This is a genomic window from Ignatzschineria sp. LJL83 (genome assembly GCF_054871845.1).
On record NZ_JBTXLY010000002.1, the window covers coordinates 1 to 16,158 of the forward strand.

At 37.0% G+C, this 16,158-nt stretch carries 18 protein-coding genes and 1 pseudogene; 13 read left to right on the forward strand and 6 right to left on the reverse strand.

Annotated elements, in window-relative coordinates:
* A pseudogene (locus ACYSN2_RS01860) lies at positions 1-112 on the forward strand (IS5/IS1182 family transposase); the annotation flags it as partial.
* Positions 113-345: 233 nt separating this feature from the next.
* Here ACYSN2_RS01860 and ACYSN2_RS01865 read toward each other — a convergent pair.
* Complete coding sequence (locus ACYSN2_RS01865; RefSeq protein WP_461748562.1) at positions 346-2,031, reverse strand: Na+/H+ antiporter; 1,686 nt, start codon at positions 2,029-2,031, stop codon at positions 346-348.
* Positions 2,032-2,096: 65 nt separating this feature from the next.
* Positions 2,097-2,360 carry a rhodanese-like domain-containing protein gene (locus tag ACYSN2_RS01870; RefSeq protein ID WP_461748563.1) on the reverse strand — a complete coding sequence of 88 codons (264 nt, stop codon included), beginning with the start codon at positions 2,358-2,360 and terminating at the stop codon, positions 2,097-2,099.
* A 398-nt stretch (positions 2,361-2,758) separates the two neighbouring features.
* Here ACYSN2_RS01870 and msrB point away from each other — a divergent pair, with 398 nt between their 5' ends.
* The 5 genes from msrB (at position 2,759) to ACYSN2_RS01895 (ending at position 5,947) form a co-directional block, all read left to right on the forward strand.
* Positions 2,759-3,190 (forward strand): peptide-methionine (R)-S-oxide reductase MsrB, encoded by a 432-nt coding sequence (gene msrB / locus ACYSN2_RS01875; protein ID WP_461748564.1) that lies wholly within the window; start codon positions 2,759-2,761, stop codon positions 3,188-3,190.
* 204 nt (positions 3,191-3,394) lie between these two features.
* Complete coding sequence (locus ACYSN2_RS01880; RefSeq protein WP_461748565.1) at positions 3,395-3,712, forward strand: metalloregulator ArsR/SmtB family transcription factor; 318 nt, start codon at positions 3,395-3,397, stop codon at positions 3,710-3,712.
* Positions 3,709-4,134: a YeeE/YedE family protein gene (locus ACYSN2_RS01885; protein WP_461748566.1), complete on the forward strand. Its 426-nt coding sequence runs from the start codon at positions 3,709-3,711 to the stop codon at positions 4,132-4,134. The genes ACYSN2_RS01880 and ACYSN2_RS01885 overlap by 4 nt, the downstream gene beginning before the upstream one ends.
* A 1-nt stretch (position 4,135) precedes the next feature.
* Positions 4,136-4,540 carry a DUF6691 family protein gene (locus ACYSN2_RS01890; protein WP_461748567.1) on the forward strand — a complete coding sequence of 135 codons (405 nt, stop codon included), beginning with the start codon at positions 4,136-4,138 and terminating at the stop codon, positions 4,538-4,540.
* A gap of 267 nt (positions 4,541-4,807) precedes the next feature.
* Positions 4,808-5,947, forward strand: coding sequence for a peptidylprolyl isomerase (locus ACYSN2_RS01895; RefSeq protein ID WP_461748568.1), 1,140 nt, complete (start codon positions 4,808-4,810; stop codon positions 5,945-5,947).
* A gap of 216 nt (positions 5,948-6,163) precedes the next feature.
* Here ACYSN2_RS01895 and ppa read toward each other — a convergent pair whose 3' ends face one another.
* Positions 6,164-6,709 carry an inorganic diphosphatase gene (gene ppa, locus ACYSN2_RS01900; protein ID WP_461748569.1) on the reverse strand — a complete coding sequence of 182 codons (546 nt, stop codon included), beginning with the start codon at positions 6,707-6,709 and terminating at the stop codon, positions 6,164-6,166.
* A gap of 212 nt (positions 6,710-6,921) precedes the next feature.
* Here ppa and ACYSN2_RS01905 point away from each other — a divergent pair, with 212 nt between their 5' ends.
* The 7 genes from ACYSN2_RS01905 (at position 6,922) to ACYSN2_RS01935 (ending at position 13,617) form a co-directional block, all read left to right on the forward strand.
* The gene (locus ACYSN2_RS01905; RefSeq protein WP_461748570.1) at positions 6,922-8,499 is read left to right on the forward strand and encodes a GNAT family N-acetyltransferase; all 1,578 of its coding nucleotides are present in this window, start codon (positions 6,922-6,924) and stop codon (positions 8,497-8,499) included.
* A gap of 400 nt (positions 8,500-8,899) precedes the next feature.
* The gene (locus ACYSN2_RS01910; protein ID WP_461748571.1) at positions 8,900-9,616 is read left to right on the forward strand and encodes a thiamine diphosphokinase; all 717 of its coding nucleotides are present in this window, start codon (positions 8,900-8,902) and stop codon (positions 9,614-9,616) included.
* A 214-nt stretch (positions 9,617-9,830) separates the two neighbouring features.
* On the forward strand, positions 9,831-10,193 hold the full coding sequence (locus ACYSN2_RS01915) for an ArsC/Spx/MgsR family protein (protein WP_461748572.1): 363 nt from the start codon (positions 9,831-9,833) through the stop codon (positions 10,191-10,193).
* A gap of 1 nt (position 10,194) precedes the next feature.
* Positions 10,195-10,587, forward strand: coding sequence for a DUF423 domain-containing protein (locus ACYSN2_RS01920; RefSeq protein WP_461748573.1), 393 nt, complete (start codon positions 10,195-10,197; stop codon positions 10,585-10,587).
* Between the two features lie 13 nt (positions 10,588-10,600).
* Positions 10,601-11,971, forward strand: coding sequence for an adenylosuccinate lyase (gene purB, locus ACYSN2_RS01925; protein WP_461748574.1), 1,371 nt, complete (start codon positions 10,601-10,603; stop codon positions 11,969-11,971).
* Between the two features lie 191 nt (positions 11,972-12,162).
* Entirely contained in the window at positions 12,163-12,831 is a 669-nt protein-coding gene (locus tag ACYSN2_RS01930; RefSeq protein WP_461748575.1) for a hypothetical protein, read from the forward strand.
* Between the two features lie 153 nt (positions 12,832-12,984).
* Entirely contained in the window at positions 12,985-13,617 is a 633-nt protein-coding gene (locus tag ACYSN2_RS01935; protein WP_461748576.1) for a LysE/ArgO family amino acid transporter, read from the forward strand.
* A gap of 242 nt (positions 13,618-13,859) precedes the next feature.
* Here the strand turns inward: ACYSN2_RS01935 and ACYSN2_RS01940 are convergent, their stop codons facing one another.
* The 3 genes from ACYSN2_RS01940 to rhtA form a co-directional block, all read right to left on the reverse strand.
* Entirely contained in the window at positions 13,860-14,201 is a 342-nt protein-coding gene (locus ACYSN2_RS01940; protein ID WP_461748577.1) for a DMT family transporter, read from the reverse strand.
* Positions 14,201-14,545, reverse strand: a complete 345-nt coding sequence (locus tag ACYSN2_RS01945; protein WP_461748578.1) for a DMT family transporter — start codon at positions 14,543-14,545, stop codon at positions 14,201-14,203. The genes ACYSN2_RS01940 and ACYSN2_RS01945 overlap by 1 nt, the downstream gene beginning before the upstream one ends.
* A gap of 635 nt (positions 14,546-15,180) precedes the next feature.
* Positions 15,181-16,056: a threonine/homoserine exporter RhtA gene (gene rhtA / locus ACYSN2_RS01950; RefSeq protein WP_461748579.1), complete on the reverse strand. Its 876-nt coding sequence runs from the start codon at positions 16,054-16,056 to the stop codon at positions 15,181-15,183.
* Positions 16,057-16,158 lie beyond the last annotated feature (102 nt).

Genomic DNA, 16,158 nt, shown 5'->3' on the forward strand with positions numbered 1-16,158 from the left:
GTTTGCAACTTTAAAGCATTTCAGAGGTTTAGCAACACGATATGATAAGTTGAAAAATAGCTATATCAGTAATGTTGCTTTAGCCTGTGCTTATATTTGGTTGAAATTATGAATGTTCAACAGACCCTAATCTTTTTTAGTATTTGAGATCCTGATTGCTATCTCAAGCACTAAAAAGCAGTACTTCAAAAATAACATTTAACAATGAGATCTTAAAAAACATAAAAGTATCTATACGACAATATAGATACTTTTTTAATGTGCTTTTTTAATGAATTTCATTATTCAACTATTTCACGATTGATCTGACGATATCAAAAGGAATAAGATCTTATTAGTGAGTAACTAGTGATTAGGGTGGATCGGAGATCGGCCTAAAATCAATGTTTCTGAAAGATCGAGTTCATAGAGTAATTTAGAATAGAGCTCCGGACTTAAGCGATGCTGAGAGTTGAGTTCATAGAGTTTGCGTCTTTCGGCACGAACAGCTGCTAAACGAATATGAACTTCAATGGCTTCATTCTCTTTTGTATCTTGAACCATATTATTCACCTGTTCAATTTCACCAATCACAAGGTTCATGATTTGAGTAATGAATCGTTGCTCCTCTTCATTATCTTTCTTCTCTTCTTGTAAATTTGCAGCAGTAGAATGAATTGCGTCAATGGCAGCGGTTGCAATTTCCTCCCGAATATCACTCTCTTCACTATTGGATTCTATCGCAATCGGTGCTTCTTGAGTCTCTTTTTTACGAAGTAATAGCGGTAAAATGATTGCCGCACTTAAGAGGGAAAGAATAATAATGCCGGCAGCTAAAAAGATGACTTGGTAGCGAGCAGGGAATGGAATATCAGGATTGCTAGAAAGTAGTAAAGGAATGGAGAGGGCTGCGGATAATGTCACAGTTCCACGAACGCCGGAGAAGGTCATAATCACAACTTCTTTTAACGTGAGATTAGAAAACATCATCGGTTTTTTAAATGCCGTGAAAGGACTAATGCCGCGCAGAAATAGTATCCAGAGGAAACGGAGCAACATGAGTGCGAGGTAGATAAGAACAATATCGCCTAACAGAGTTGTGAAAGTTGTGGAGGGGTCAATGAGCGTATCTGAATATGTCTCTTTAAATATGGCTGGAATTTGTAAACCAAGCATTAAGAAGACAGCACCATTTAAGAGATACTCTAATAAACCCCAAGTGCTATTGGCGCGAAGTCGCATTTGTACAGGCGTTGTTTGGAAGAATTTAGAATAACTGACTGTCATTCCGGCAACGACCGCTGATAAAATACCTGAGAAATCTAATAATTCAGCGATGGCATAAGCACCGAAGGGAAGTAGTAAAAATAGGATCATTTGAGAGCCTACTTCATCCCCTTGTATTTTACTAATGACAAGAATGAATTTGATGTAGAGCCATGCAAATGCAATACCAATAATAATGCCACCAACCGCCATTTTTAAGAAGGTGACGCTTAAAATCACATAATCATTAGCGGTAGAAAGTGCCGTAACACCGAGAGCAATTGCGATTGCGAATTTAAGCGATACTAATGCCGAAGCGTCATTCATGAGCGCCTCGCCTTCTAGAACCTGCATAATCCGATGAGATAATCGGCCTTTACCGACGATGCTAGAGAGCGCAACAGCATCTGTGGGAGAAAGAACGGCTGCTAAGGCAAAAGCGACGGCAAGCGGCATTTCTGGCATAAAGAAATAGATGACATATCCAAGCCCAATAACCGTGACAAATACCAATACTAATGCCAAGCTTGCGATTTCTCTTCCAGAATGAAAAAAGTCTTGTAGCGGCATTTTTCGACCATCTTCAAAGAGAAGAGGCGGAATAAATAGGAGCATGAAGAGCTCTGGATCAAACGTCACATGGAATCCATTATGTGGCCATGAAACGATCGCCCCTAAAATAATCTGAATAAAAGGCAAGGGCATTTTAAAGGGAAGAATTTTATTAATCGTACTGGAAAGCGCAATTAATAAAATAATGACGAAGATCGTAATAAAAATACTCATAGTAAATTGTCGCTATTTGTAAAGTGCTAGAACGGCTTGAAGCTGAAACGTATATATTTGAAATATTACTGATCTGCTAATTCAGGATGTTGATATAAAATATCGTGATATCCACCAAGGTTTACGGCTTTCGTAAATCCATTTTGTTCTAATACATAAGCAGCAAAACCAGATCTTGCACCAGCAGCACAATATAGACCGATTTCGTCATCTTTTGATTCAATATATTTGAAAATTTCTTGCAAGATATTTTGATATTCAATTTGAATGGCATTTTTTAAATGACCTGAAGCAAATTCTTCGGGGGTTCTTACATCGATAATTAACATTGAGAAATAATTCCTGAGAATGAGTAAACCTCTATTTTATCACGGTGCGTTAGATAGGAAAACTCAATGTTTATATTACTTTACAATATTGTAAAGTAATTCTGTTTTATAGTGAGTGCATAGTTTATGTTTGCAGAAACAATTGAATTATTGTAATAATATAATTATATTAATCATTAACTGTAAATACTTTAATGTTGAGATTATCATAATGCGGGTTTGTTGGTATTTTACAGACTGCATTAATATGAGTGTTTTGAAGATGAGTATATGGATGAACTCTAAAGAATCATCAATCATTCATTAGAAATATGATGATTACGGTAAGATTTCGGTAGAATGGATATTCATAAAGGTGATTCTACGATTAAATTTTGATAAGAGATAAGAAAAAGAATATGAGCAAGCAAGATGATTTAAAACAGCGTTTAACAGAGATGCAATATTATGTAACGCAAGAAAATGGAACAGAACCTCCTTTTAAAAACGAATTTGATCAGCATTTTGCTCCAGGAATTTATGTCGATATCGTATCAGGAGAGGCACTATTTTCATCGCTTGATAAATTTGATGCAGGTTGCGGTTGGCCGGCATTTTCTAAACCTTTGGTAGAGTCTGAAATTTCAGAACATGATGATGATTCATATGGTTATCACCGCACAGAAGTCCGAAGTCAAACCGCAAACTCTCATTTGGGGCATGTGTTTGAGGATGGTCCTCAAGAGCTTGGAGGATTGCGTTACTGTATTAATTCGGCAGCATTAAAATTTATTGCGAAAGACGATTTGGAAGAGGCTGGATATGGTCAATATTTAGTGTTATTTCAATAAGTCCCGTTTATGAGAGTGAATAGCTAAGATATGATTTTTATGGATTATTCATTCTCAATGAATAGACTTTTTTCGTATCTAGCATCAAATGCTTTGATGGATTGCGCAAATTAAAGACAAAATACTTTTAAATATATTGTAATTATATAGAATAATTTTCTACCCGCAGGATGTGGGTAGCATTTAGAGCAGAAGGATCTGAAGATGAAGTTAAATGTTGAAGAGATGAAATCAGGAGCGGTTGAGGCAACCAATTTCTTGAAACGTTTTGGTAATGCGGATCGATTATTACTACTTTGTCACTTAAGCCAAGGAGAGTATTCGGTTTCGATGCTTGAGGAAATTACTGGGATTCAACAACCGACTTTATCTCAGCAATTAGGCGTTCTCCGTGAAGATAATTTAGTAAAGACACGACGAGAAGGGAAGTGGATTTACTATAGTGTGGATGATCCTGATGTGTTATTGCTTCTAAAATGTATTTATCAAATATTTTGTCCTTTGGAGAAAGCATCATTATGAATTGGTTTTCGCTACCCGCCCTGCTTGGGGGAGCATTAATTGGACTTGCATCGGTTATTTTTTTGCTCGGTATCGGTAGAATTATGGGTGTAAGTGGCATTGTCAGTAATTTATTAACACGATCAGGATTTACAGATTGGCGTTTACTTTTTATGGCAGGTTTATTGCTATCGCCTTGGATTTACTATCTTATCTCCGGAGAACTTTCTGCCGTTGAGGTGACTCATTCTCCAACACTTCTTATTGCGGCCGGATTGCTCGTAGGTGTAGGTTCGGCATTAGGATCAGGCTGTACAAGCGGGCATAGTATCTGCGGTATTGCGAGGTTCGCACCGGGATCGTTGATCATCACTGTGATTTTTATGTTGGCAGGTGGTGCTTCTGTCTTTGTTCTCAGACATTTAATGAATGTAGGAGCATAAGATGAGAATGATCACTCCGTTTATTGCCGGTCTTTTATTCGGTATCGGTTTACTCTATTCAGGGATGGCGAATCCTGCCATTGTGCAGGGATTTTTAGATCCTTTTGGGGATTGGAATCCTGCACTTTTATGGGTGATGGTAGGTGCTTTATCCGTCTCTTTTATCGGTGTGTTGATTGCGCGTCATAGAAAAAAGACAATGCTGGGAACAGAATTAAGTTTTCCTAAAAATAGCAAAATTAATCGAGATTTAATATTAGGTGGATTAATTTTTGGCGCAGGTTGGGGATTAGTTGGAATCTGCCCAGCACCAGCCTTACTCTTATTAGCAAGGGGGTTATGGGAAGGGGTGGTTTTCGTGATAGCAATGGTTGTAGGTATGAAACTCGTAAACTTCTTTAAGTGATTTTTCCCGATGTGACATCTTAGGAATTGCTTTCTTGTTGTTTCAAAAAAGTTTTATACAAAAAGCGCCGAATACAGAATAACGGGTAGATGATTTAATAAACTTGAATTATTGAATTATTGAATTATTGAATTATTGAATTATTGAATTATTGAATTAAATTAATTTTTATATTTTCATATTTCTATTATTAATGCATTAATAATATTTTAATTTATATGTTATATTTCGATAGTGTTTTGTATTACTTAAAATGGATAATAAGAGATGAAATTGCGATTAAAAATATCAATATGTGCTTTTTTAGTGAGTATGAGTCTTTCAACCTTTTCATTCGCAGATAAAGGCGCTACGCCAGAAGCAGAGAGTGTGATTGCGACTGTGAAGGACCAAAAGATTTTAGAATCAGACTTTAGTCCATTTGTAGATGATTATTTTAAACGAGAAACCGATCTGTCAGAGATTCAAACACAAGATTTGATGTTTTTATTATATAGCTATTTTGGCCAGCAAAAATTGGCAGAGCTCGCAATAGAAAAAGGATTAGGAGATTCAGAAGAGGCGAGGGAGCAGTATCAATTAATGGCAGATCTTGAGCTAGCAAGAGAAGTGCAGATAAATCAAGAGATATTAGCGGATTTAGCAAAGCTTGATGACAATCTGGATCAAGAAGTATCGTTACCACTTTTAGTTGTCATGAAAGAAGTTTTAAGTGAGCGAAAACTGTATGGGGATGAAAAGGAGCTTGAAGAAGCGGAATTAAAATATCTCACGCTTGAATATTTGAAAGTAGCTAAATTGGTTGAAATTGCTAAAGAGCAAGGTTTAGATCAAAATGAGATATTCATTAATCAGATGAAATTCCATCATCAACGCTATTTATCAGAGCTCTATAAAAGAGATTATGAAGATCATTTGCAATTTACAGATGCTGAGTTAGAAGAGATTTATCAAAAATGGTTGGCAGAACAAGATCATCATTATTATAAGCTCGCGCACATTTATGTGGAAGATGAAGCGTTAGCAGAAGAGATCTTAGCGCAAATCTTAAATCAAGAGATCTCTTTTGAAGTTGCCGCAGAACAGCACACATTGGATATCTCAACGAAAGGTCACGGAGGAAAAGTTGCGCAAGGTGCGTGGGTGCAACTCTCTCCAAACCATCCCTTTACACTTGCGGTAAAGCAACTAGAGGTTGGAGAAATGAGCCCGAAAGTGAACCCGGGATTAAATGGGTTTCATATCATTCGTTTTGATGATATCAAAGAAGAACGTCCATCTGCAGATAGATATGATCGTGAATTTAAAGAAGGTTTAGCGATTGATATTACATTTGCAGAATTTTTAGATTCTATTGCGACCGCGCAGGATATTATTTTAGAACAATCGGCAGAAACAGTAGATTAAGTGAGATACTCTTTAAATTTTTTAAGTCATTAAATTTTAAGATCTTCAAGATGACTAATTGATTGTTGAATGATTTCTATATGAATGAAGTTTATTGGTAGAGCTATATAAAAATAGAGCTATACAAAAAAGTCCTTTCAAATTTGAAAGGACTTTTGTCTTTTTACCTAATATGAATCCTTAATCTTCAATCTTAAGACTAGAAGTTATTAGGAATTAGATATGTTTACGATTGAAGAGTTCAAGTGAGTTGATGATCTCTTGTTCAGCTGCTGCTTTATCGCCGTAACCATCTAATTTAACCCATTTGCCTTTTTCTAAACCTTTGTAGTTTTGGAAGAAGAACTCAATTTGGTCAACAAGAAGCTGTGGAAGATCTTTAAGATCTTGGATCGCATCATACATTGGGCAAAGTTTGCTGATTGGAACCGCGATTAATTTCGCATCGCCACCAGATTCATCAGTCATGTTGAGAACGCCTAATGGACGACAACGAACGACTGCACCGTGGATGAGTGGGAATGGCGTGATGACTAAAACATCAAGTGGATCACCATCATCGCAAAGTGTATTTGGGATAAAACCGTAGTTTGCAGGGTAACGCATGTTTGTGCCTACAAAGCGATCTACCCAGATAAGATCTGTATCGTGATCTACTTCATATTTTACAGGATCAGATTCCGCAGGAATCTCGATGATGCAGTTAAAATCTTCAGTAAGGGTTGCTAAATCGTTAGCAGCTGGAACTTTGGCGAAACTCATATTTTTAGCCTCTTATAACAGTCGATAGTGAAATAATTGCAAAATTGTGGCATCGAAAAATGCCGGCAATTTTGGGGGTAAATCCAAAAATAATAGTGAACATTTCTATTCATCGGCTCAATTATACAGATTTTCCGGAAGAGCCGTATTTTAACTGCAAAAAGTATCCATTTTTGGTAGCATTAAACGATTATTTTGAAGGGGTGATCAATATGAAATTAAGCTGGGTTCAAGGGGATAAATCCCTCATTTTCCAAGATGCACTTTGGGTTCGTGAAGAGGTTTTTACCAAAGAGCAAGGTTATCCTGCGGATATTGATCATGATGAGATGGATGTGAAAGCTTGGCAATTAGTCATTTATGATGAAAATTTTGAAAATGCCGAGAATTCTATTTCAGATAAAAAGCCACTTCCTGTTGGAACATTACGCTTTTTCCTCAATGATGCCGGCGAATATCAAATTGGGCGCGTTTCCATTTTAAAATCATACCGTGGGAAAAAGCTCGGCAAGCTTCTTATGAAAGAAGCCTTAAAGAAATGTTCGGTGCTTGCTTTGAGTCAGCGAGTTGTACTGAATGCACAAATTGCGGCAAAAGGTCTGTATGAGAATTTCGGCTTTAAAACAGAAGGCGAGATTTTCCTTGAAGAGGGCGAGCCGCATATTTTAATGTCGAGAAGTTTAAGCTTAGGAAAAGTGCCGGCAGATCTGCTCGATCAATCGAAAAAAATCCTCTTTATCGCCCACCTTGCTATCGGCGATTTTACCTATTTGCAAAATGCTTTCAAAGCGTTTAAAGAAGCATATCCACATCTGAAAATGGATCTCTTTATTGAAGAAGTGCGTTGTACAAACGATCCGAAAAAGTGGCCTTTCTTAAAGAAATATTCCCTTTATGATTGGGTGGAAACCTGTGATTTTTTCAATAAAGTCTATTCAGAAAACTACTCGCCGGCATTACGAGAAGCGAGTATTTTAGAAGCGAGATTAGAAGCCTATCCGATTGTGATTTCCATTGAAACGCTCGCCTCTTTAAATGGTGCCGGATTAGCGCGTGAAATTGCCGGTGAAAACGGCTTTGCCATGGGAATGGATATTCGTTACAAATGGTATCAACTAGCGCAAAAACGCGATCTTAAAAAGCTCGATGCTGTGATTGATATCGTTAAACCGCATCAAGGAAAAGAGCGCCATATTAGTGATGATTATGGTTATTGGTTCTCACAAATTGCCGGGGTAATGATGTTTAAAGAAGATCATTATCCTTTTGTGAATATTCCAAAAAAGTGGGAAGAGAATGCCAAAGCGCAATTAGCAAAATGGGGCGTGAAACCGGATCAGCCGGTGATTTTCATCAATCATATTGCCAAAAATCCAAGAAGATCATGGAAGCTGGATCAAGTGCGAGAGCTGATCGAACTCATGCAAGCGGATCCCAAATGGCAAAATTCCTTTTTTATTATTAATGGTATTCCGGAAATTTTCCCAGAGATTGAAGCATTGATTGCAACGCATCATCTTCAAAATACAAAGCCGTTTAGTGCGCTCGATAACTTCTTCCAATTGCCGGCAATGCTTAAAGAGAGCGATCTCATTATTTCCGTGGAAACAGCGGTCATGCATTTAGCAAATGCCGTGCATGTATCAGTCATTGCCTTAATGCGTATTAAAACGTTGGAATGGGTACCGTTAAATGCGGAGCTTACAACGCTGATTTTCACGCCGAAACGAGCAGAAGTGATTTCTGATATTCCGGCAAAAAGAGTCCTTGAAAATCTGCCGAAAGAGTAAGAGATAAGTTGTCTAGAGATGTTTTACTATAAGTAGCGAAAGGTTGCTCGGTACTCTTTGGATTTATGCCGTAGTTAGGGAGGGATATCGCTGAGATTGAAATATCGGTTAAAAAACTATCGAAACAATATTGAAAAATATTGGTTTAAAATCTTAATAAGATGTATTTAGAGAATCTGTATTGCCGGCACGAGATATTGAGAAGAATGCAAGCATTCGAACCGGCTTTGAATCAGCCTATGTTTATGAACCTGTATTTATTCATCAATATTCAAATATTCATCATTGAATTGTTTGCGCATAGATTTAGCGATAGAGAAATGCCGGCAAACTCAGAATGAATCTTCAGGTTGATCTATAAGCGCACATTAGTTGGAAGTGAGATAGGAAAAGGAATTTAGTGACACAATCAGAAAAAGTATCAATATCAGAATCTACGATAACGCCGGCTGAAACAGGAAGTTTTAAGCGGGCGATTTTCCTATTGCCGGGATTTGTGAATTTTCCATTACTGAAAGAAACTTACGGCGATTGGTTTGAAGATAGCCTTCTCATTGCCGTGGATAAAGGCATTGATAAAGCGCATCATTTTGAAAATGGCGTGCATTTTTGGATGGGAGATTTTGATTCTAGCCAAAATTTAACGGTGGAATCGTCGCTGTTTGGAGAAAAAATTCCTTATCCTGTAGATAAAGATGAGATTGATACGGAGCTTGCCATCTCGTATGCACTTGAGAAAGGTGCTACCGAAATTCTGCTTTTGGGCGGCATCGGCGGGCGATTAGATCATCAAGCGGCGCTTCTATTTCTGCCTTGCCAATATGCGGGAGTTGCATTTACCCATACCAATGGGGAGCAGACTTTAACCTATTTAAATGCCGGCATTTCCTATGAAATTCCGGTGATGGAAAATAGTTTAGTGAGCGTGATTGCGCTCACAGAACTCAAAGGCTTAACCCTTCACGGCGTAAAATGGGAATTAGACGATTTTCATCTACCTTTAGGGCGAGGATTAACCTATTCTAATCGTGCGCTTTGTGAAAAAATACGGGTGAAAATTTCTGAAGGGAAAGCGTGGCTTTATAACGTGATTCCCACAATTGATGATTCATTATAGTTATTTTAAAAGTGAATAATTATCGCGGAAAGAGTATTTTTCTGGGTATCTAAAAGCATTGAAAAATGGTACTCTATACGCAAAATTCATCCTGTGAAGCAGTGGGATTATCGCACTATTAAAAACTATCCATAAAAACAAAAGGATAGCTGAACAAGCCTTTTGAAGATGGGGATTTCATCGGATTAAGGTAACAGATAAAGGTAAAATAGTTATGTGGCAAATTTATTATAATGGTGATTGTTCAAAAGCGCGTGCAGCAAGAACGTATTTAGATGAAAAGGGCATCACCTATGATGTGATTAACTACCTTGAAGCGCCACTGACACCGCTCATGATTAAAACGATTTTGGGCCAACTTGGGCTTGGCATTGATGGCGTTGTGAGAAGTAAAGAAGCGCCATTTCAAGAGATTGCACTTGAGTGGTTTACCTGGTCTGAAGATGAAAAAATCGAATTTGTGGTGAAAAACCCGATCGTTCTTGAAAGACCGATTGTTGTCTTTGAAGATTATGCCGTAATTGCACGTCCTGATGTGTCAGCGATTGATCATCTTCTTGCAAGAGCGTGGAAATAATATGGAACTGAGCCGATTTTTTATCGTAATAGGCGCAACCCTTGCGGGATTGTCTGTATTATTTGGCGCTTTTGGCGCACATGCTTTGAGTGAAAGCCTTACAGAACGTGGCGTAGCGATTTGGAATACCGGCGTGCAATATCAGATGTTTCACGCATTTGCGTTAATCCTTATTGGCATCTTATTGCTGTTATTGAATTCTAGAAAACTCCTGCTTTTAGCAGGTTTTGCTTTTTTAATTGGAACCATTCTCTTTTCCGGTAGCCTGTATACTATTGCGCTCGTTTCTGTGAGAAATTTAGGGCTAATTACGCCTATCGGTGGTCTCTTTTTTATTGTGGGTTGGTTACTGCTCGTGAGTGCAGCAATGGCTTCAACCCGTATTCGTTCTTAGTAAAGGAAATATTATGAGTGTTCATTCCGTATTATCCATTTCTCCTTTAGATGGCCGCTATGCGAGCCGTGTAAAACCATTAACAACAGAAGTTAGTGAGTATGGTTTAATTCGATATCGTGTAATGGTAGAGATTAAGTGGTTAATTAAGCTTGCTTCAGAGCCACATTTCACAGAGATTCCATCATTTGGTGAAGATGCAAAAGCATTTTTAATTTCACTCTATGAAAACTTCTCACCAGAAGATGCAATGGCTGTAAAAGACATTGAAAAATCGACAAACCATGATGTGAAAGCGGTTGAATATTGGATTAAAAACAAAGTTCAAGATCATCCTGAATTAGCAGCATCTTCAGAGTTCACGCACTTTACTTGTACTTCAGAAGACATTAATAACCTTTCATACGGTTTAATGTTCAAAAACACCATCAATGATGTTGTGCTTCCTGAGCTTACAGCGGTAATTGCTTCAATGCGTGATATGGCGCATGAATTTGCGGCAATCCCAATGCTTTCAAGAACACATGGTCAGCCTGCAACACCAACAACGCTTGGTAAAGAAGTTGCAAACGTGATCTACCGTTTAGAGCGTCAAGTAAAGCAGCTTCAAAACACAGAATACTTAGGAAAAATCAATGGTGCAGTAGGTAACTACAATGCGCATTCAGTGGTATATCCGAATTTTGATTGGGAAGCGTTTGCGAAAGACTTTATTGAAAATGATTTAGGTTTAACATTCACTCCATATTCAACGCAAATTGAATGTCACGATTACATTGCAGAGTTCTCTCATACAATGACACGTGTAAACACAATCTTAATTGACTGGTCACGTGACGTTTGGAACTACATCAGCCATAACTTCTTCAAACAACGTACGATTGCTGGCGAAGTAGGTTCTTCAACAATGCCACATAAAGTAAACCCAATCGACTTTGAAAATGGCGAAGGAAACTTCGGTATTGCCAATGCACTTTTCACGCATTTTGCAGAGAAACTTCCAGTTTCAAGAATGCAACGTGACTTAAGTGACTCAACAGTTCTTCGTAGCGTAGGTTCAGCATTTGGGTACACATTGATTGGTTTCAGCAGCCTTTTAAAAGGTCACAGCAAGCTTGAAGTGAGCGCTGAAACTTTACTTAAAGATTTAGATGCAAACGTGGAAGTATTAGGCGAAGCAGTACAAATGGTCATGCGCCGTGATGGTATTGCAAATCCTTACGAGAAACTCAAAGAGTTCACACGTGGAAAACGTATTAACATTGATGAAATGCGTCAATTCATTGATACGCTTGAATTAGATGATGCAGTTAAAGCGCAGTTGAAAGCATTAACACCGGCAACTTATGTAGGTGTTGCTGAGAAACTTGCTAGAGAAATCTAATAAAGTTGGAAATTTTGTAATTTCTTCAAATAGTTAAGAAAATAAGAAAGAGTATTTGTTGTTTTATTATATAAAACAGTAAATACTCTTTTGTTTATAGATTAATATTAAAAATTAGTGTATTTTTAGTGTATTAATTAATATGTTTTTATAAATCATCTTTTAAATTAATTTAAAATGCATTAAGGATTATGATGAAGAAATTACTTTTATTACCTGCTTTATTAACATTAGGGCTTGTAGGTTGCTCTTTAGATTCAACAAAGCCAATTCATTTTCCGCCTGTGGATGCAATGCAAGCGACGTATGATGGTCCTAAACTTCTCATCACTAAAGTAGAATTTGTAACAGCCGTGCCGGTATTATTAAACGTTAAAACAGAAAATGGTGTATTGGAAGTAAGGGAAGGAAGTGGTCCTACTGTATCGTTAACGCAAAATAGTAATATGGTATTGCAAGAGTATTTAAATAGAACTGGGCGTTTTATGATTACTCCAGAAAAATTAGATCTGAAGAATAATCAACTAAATATTATTAAAACCAACTATGCTGAACCGTTAGTATTAGAGGCTTCTTTGGTATCTCTGAATGATAAAGTTTTAGGAGATACTCATGTAGCTCAAGTATTTGGAGAAGCAAAATCTATCACAACATCCGCAACGATTGAGCTCGTCATTAAAGATGCGGCAAAAAATGTGATCTATACCGCAGAAGGGAAGTATCGCATGAATAGTGCAGATAAAAATGCCCCAAGTGCAGATCAGATAGATGATTATGTGGTAGATCAGGCTCTAAGAAATGCAGTGAATGATCTAGCAAGAGCGATTGACCAAGGTTATATCGTAAGTCATAAACGTTAATACTTTTAAGGTGTTTGAAAATATTTTAAGATATTTCAAATGGTTTAAGAAATACTATTATTTACCCTCATTTAAACCTTCATGAATCTTTTATTTAGTAGTATTCTACGCAATGCGATATTTACATTGTTGAGAATCTAACTGGGAGATGACATGCTAGCGGTTTATTTAGAGGGTATTTTATTGTCTGCGGGATTAATTATCGCAATTGGTGCGCAGAATGCTTATGTTTTAAAGCAAGGTATTCAAGGGCAATGTGTCTTTGTGGTCGCAACCGTCTGTTTTTTATGTGACTTTATTTTAATGTCCTTAGGGATATTAGGAGTAGGTACATTTGTTGCTAAAAATATATTTGTACAACTATCCTTAGCAACTTTTGGTATGCTCTATATCTTATGGTTTGCATGGCAGTCTTTTCGCAGTATTATTTCCCCTCAACATTTAGAATTAACACAAGGTAATAATACGCCTACTGCTGTAAAAACAGCTATTTTAGGAGCCTTAGCGATTACATTGTTAAATCCACATGTTTATTTGGATACGGTTGTGATTATTGGAGGAATTGCCGGGACTTTAGAATCTGCTCATAAACTCTATTTTCTCATGGGTGTTTTAACTTCTTCGGCAATATGGTTTTATAGCTTAGCATTTGGCGCAACAAAATTAGCACCACTTTTTAGAAAGCCTCGAACTTGGCAAATATTGAATGCACTGATTGGATGTATGATGCTATTTATTGCTTATCAGTTAGGATTATTTATTTTTGAATCCATTCAAGCTCTATAGAGATATCTGTTTTATATAGCTGTTCGGTTTGAAATTTTAAAAAGAATTGATCTGTTGGTACTTGATCTTCATAAAAGTTTAAACATCTTAGCTAGCGGTAAATCGGCCTCTATTTCACAATTGAGTTTTCTTAAAAAAGAGGAGAAGAGCTCATAAAAAAAGATTAATAACAAATCATCGATGATGATAGTTATTAATCTTTAATCTTGTTTATTCAGAAATAGCTACAATCTATTTGAATCTTAATTCATTGAAGAAACATACTGTAGGCCAACAACACCAATAATAATTGCTGTTAAGCTGATAAGTCGTTTAATATTTTTTGATTCTTTAAAGAAAACAATATTTAAGATAATCGCTCCGGCAGTTCCTGCTCCTGTAAATACTGTATAAGCAATGCTTAATGGTAAATATCTAAAGGAAAAATAGAGTAATGCGAATGCTAGGAAGATGCCTCCATAGTACAAGATTCTATTGATAAAATTACGATTCTGACTATATAAGCTAAGACCAAATACGCCTACGAGCTCTGCAAGTGCAGCTAATCCGACAAAGATCCAACCAATAACAATAGGTGCGCTCATTATGCTTTCTCCTCATTGTTATGTTTAGTATTAACATCCGATAGGTTTAAACCAATCACGCCAACGAGAATAACTCCCATAAAGAAGAGCATTTGCATTGAAATGGATTCATCAAAAATAAAATAATCCATTAAAGCAGCGCCCACTGTACCGCTTGCTGCGAAAATTGCATATACCGTGCCGGTAGGTAATCCCTCACAGGCTTTAGCAAGAAAATTAAGATCTAGAAGAACAAAAGAGCCAATAATAACCCAATGCCACCATGCGCTTGCAACGTTAAATCCAAAGAGCCAGAAAAGCTCAAAAATTGAGGTTAGCGCAACATATATCCACGCTTTATTCATAATATATCCGTTTTTTAACTAGTTTTTGACAAGTAGTAATTTGAAGATGCCAAGAAGGGATCTAAATTACTGACTTAGATTGAAATTTTTTGAATTTTTTTGAGATGTTTTGAAATATGAATTTAGAATTAGAAGTTAAATTCATATAGATAAGCAATAGATGAGCTTACCGAGCTACACGTGAGGACGCCGATAGCAGAGGATGCAAAAAAGAGCGATAAAAAAGGATGAAGAATTGTACTGCTGTGGGTTACAAGCACACATATATAAGTTCGGGTAGTTAATAAGAATTATATTGTCATATTGCCACAGAAATTTGTCAACTTTTTTATGATATAAATATCAAAAAGTTAGGTAAAATTTAATTATATTATGATTTTTTAAATTTGGGGCTTATTGTAAATAAACCTTATGAATCTAGGGATTAGAATTCTGTTCGGAAGATTTTATTTGGGGGGGAATTTGCTGGTTTTCTAGAAGAGAATAAACCTCTTTTTTTACCAAATAATTCATAATAAAAAGGAGTAGAAAGATTGAAATGATACCTATAAGGAGCTTTATGAGAATATTTGACCCTTTTTTATTGGAATGATTTTCTAGTTGAGCTGATCTATCTTGTGCATTTCTATTCATTGTTAATCGGCCTTTTTAACAGTTTCAATTTTTTTCTGTGAAGAGAGGGAGGCACCAAGCGAGGCAACAATAATGGCAAAAATGCCGGCAATTTGTAGAAGTGTTAAAACTTCGCTTAAGATAATAAACCCAAATATTGCACCAATTGCAGGCTCAAGGCTCGTTAAAGTACCAAAAGTTTTTGCGGGCATTCGTGTGAGTGCCATCATCTCTAAAGCATAAGGCATCGCAGATGTTAATACTGCAACGGTTAAGGCGATTGGGAGATATTCCGGTGCGAAAATACCAATCCCACCGGAAGCAACTCCGATAGGGACGTAAACAATGGCTGCGACAGCGGAACCAATGGCCACGGTTGCTGTGCCGTAATAATGACCGGCTTTTTGTCCAAATATGATATAGAGCGCCCAACAAACACCTGCACCTAATGCGAATAGTGTGCCGGTAAGATCCATATTATTTTCGCCGGTAAATGGGATCAATGCCAACATGCCAATAATCACTAAAAAGATCCATAAAAAATCGATTTTTCTTCGAGAAGCAAAGAGCGCAACCGCAAGTGGCCCCGTAAACTCTAATCCCACGGCAATTCCTAAAGGAATCGTCTTAATTGACTGATAGAAGAGAAAATTCATCGTACCCAAAGAGATGCCGTAAAACACTAAATATCGGCGATATCCGACTTGTAGTTTTCGCTTCCAAGGTTTAAAGACGAATAACAGAATAATGGCACTAAAACCTAAGCGATAAGCCGTTACCGCTTCTACGCCGACAATAGGGAAGAGCTGTTTGGCAAGTGTTGCGCCACCTTGAATGGAAATCATCGCCGTAAATAGGCAGATTAACGGGAATAAAATTCCACGACGAGAATGAATCATATGTTATTTAAAGGTCTTTAAAAGTGAATCATAATGACTTTTATAGTCATGGATTTATGGGTTTTTGTCGCTCACGAATGAACATTAAAAGAATATTGTAAA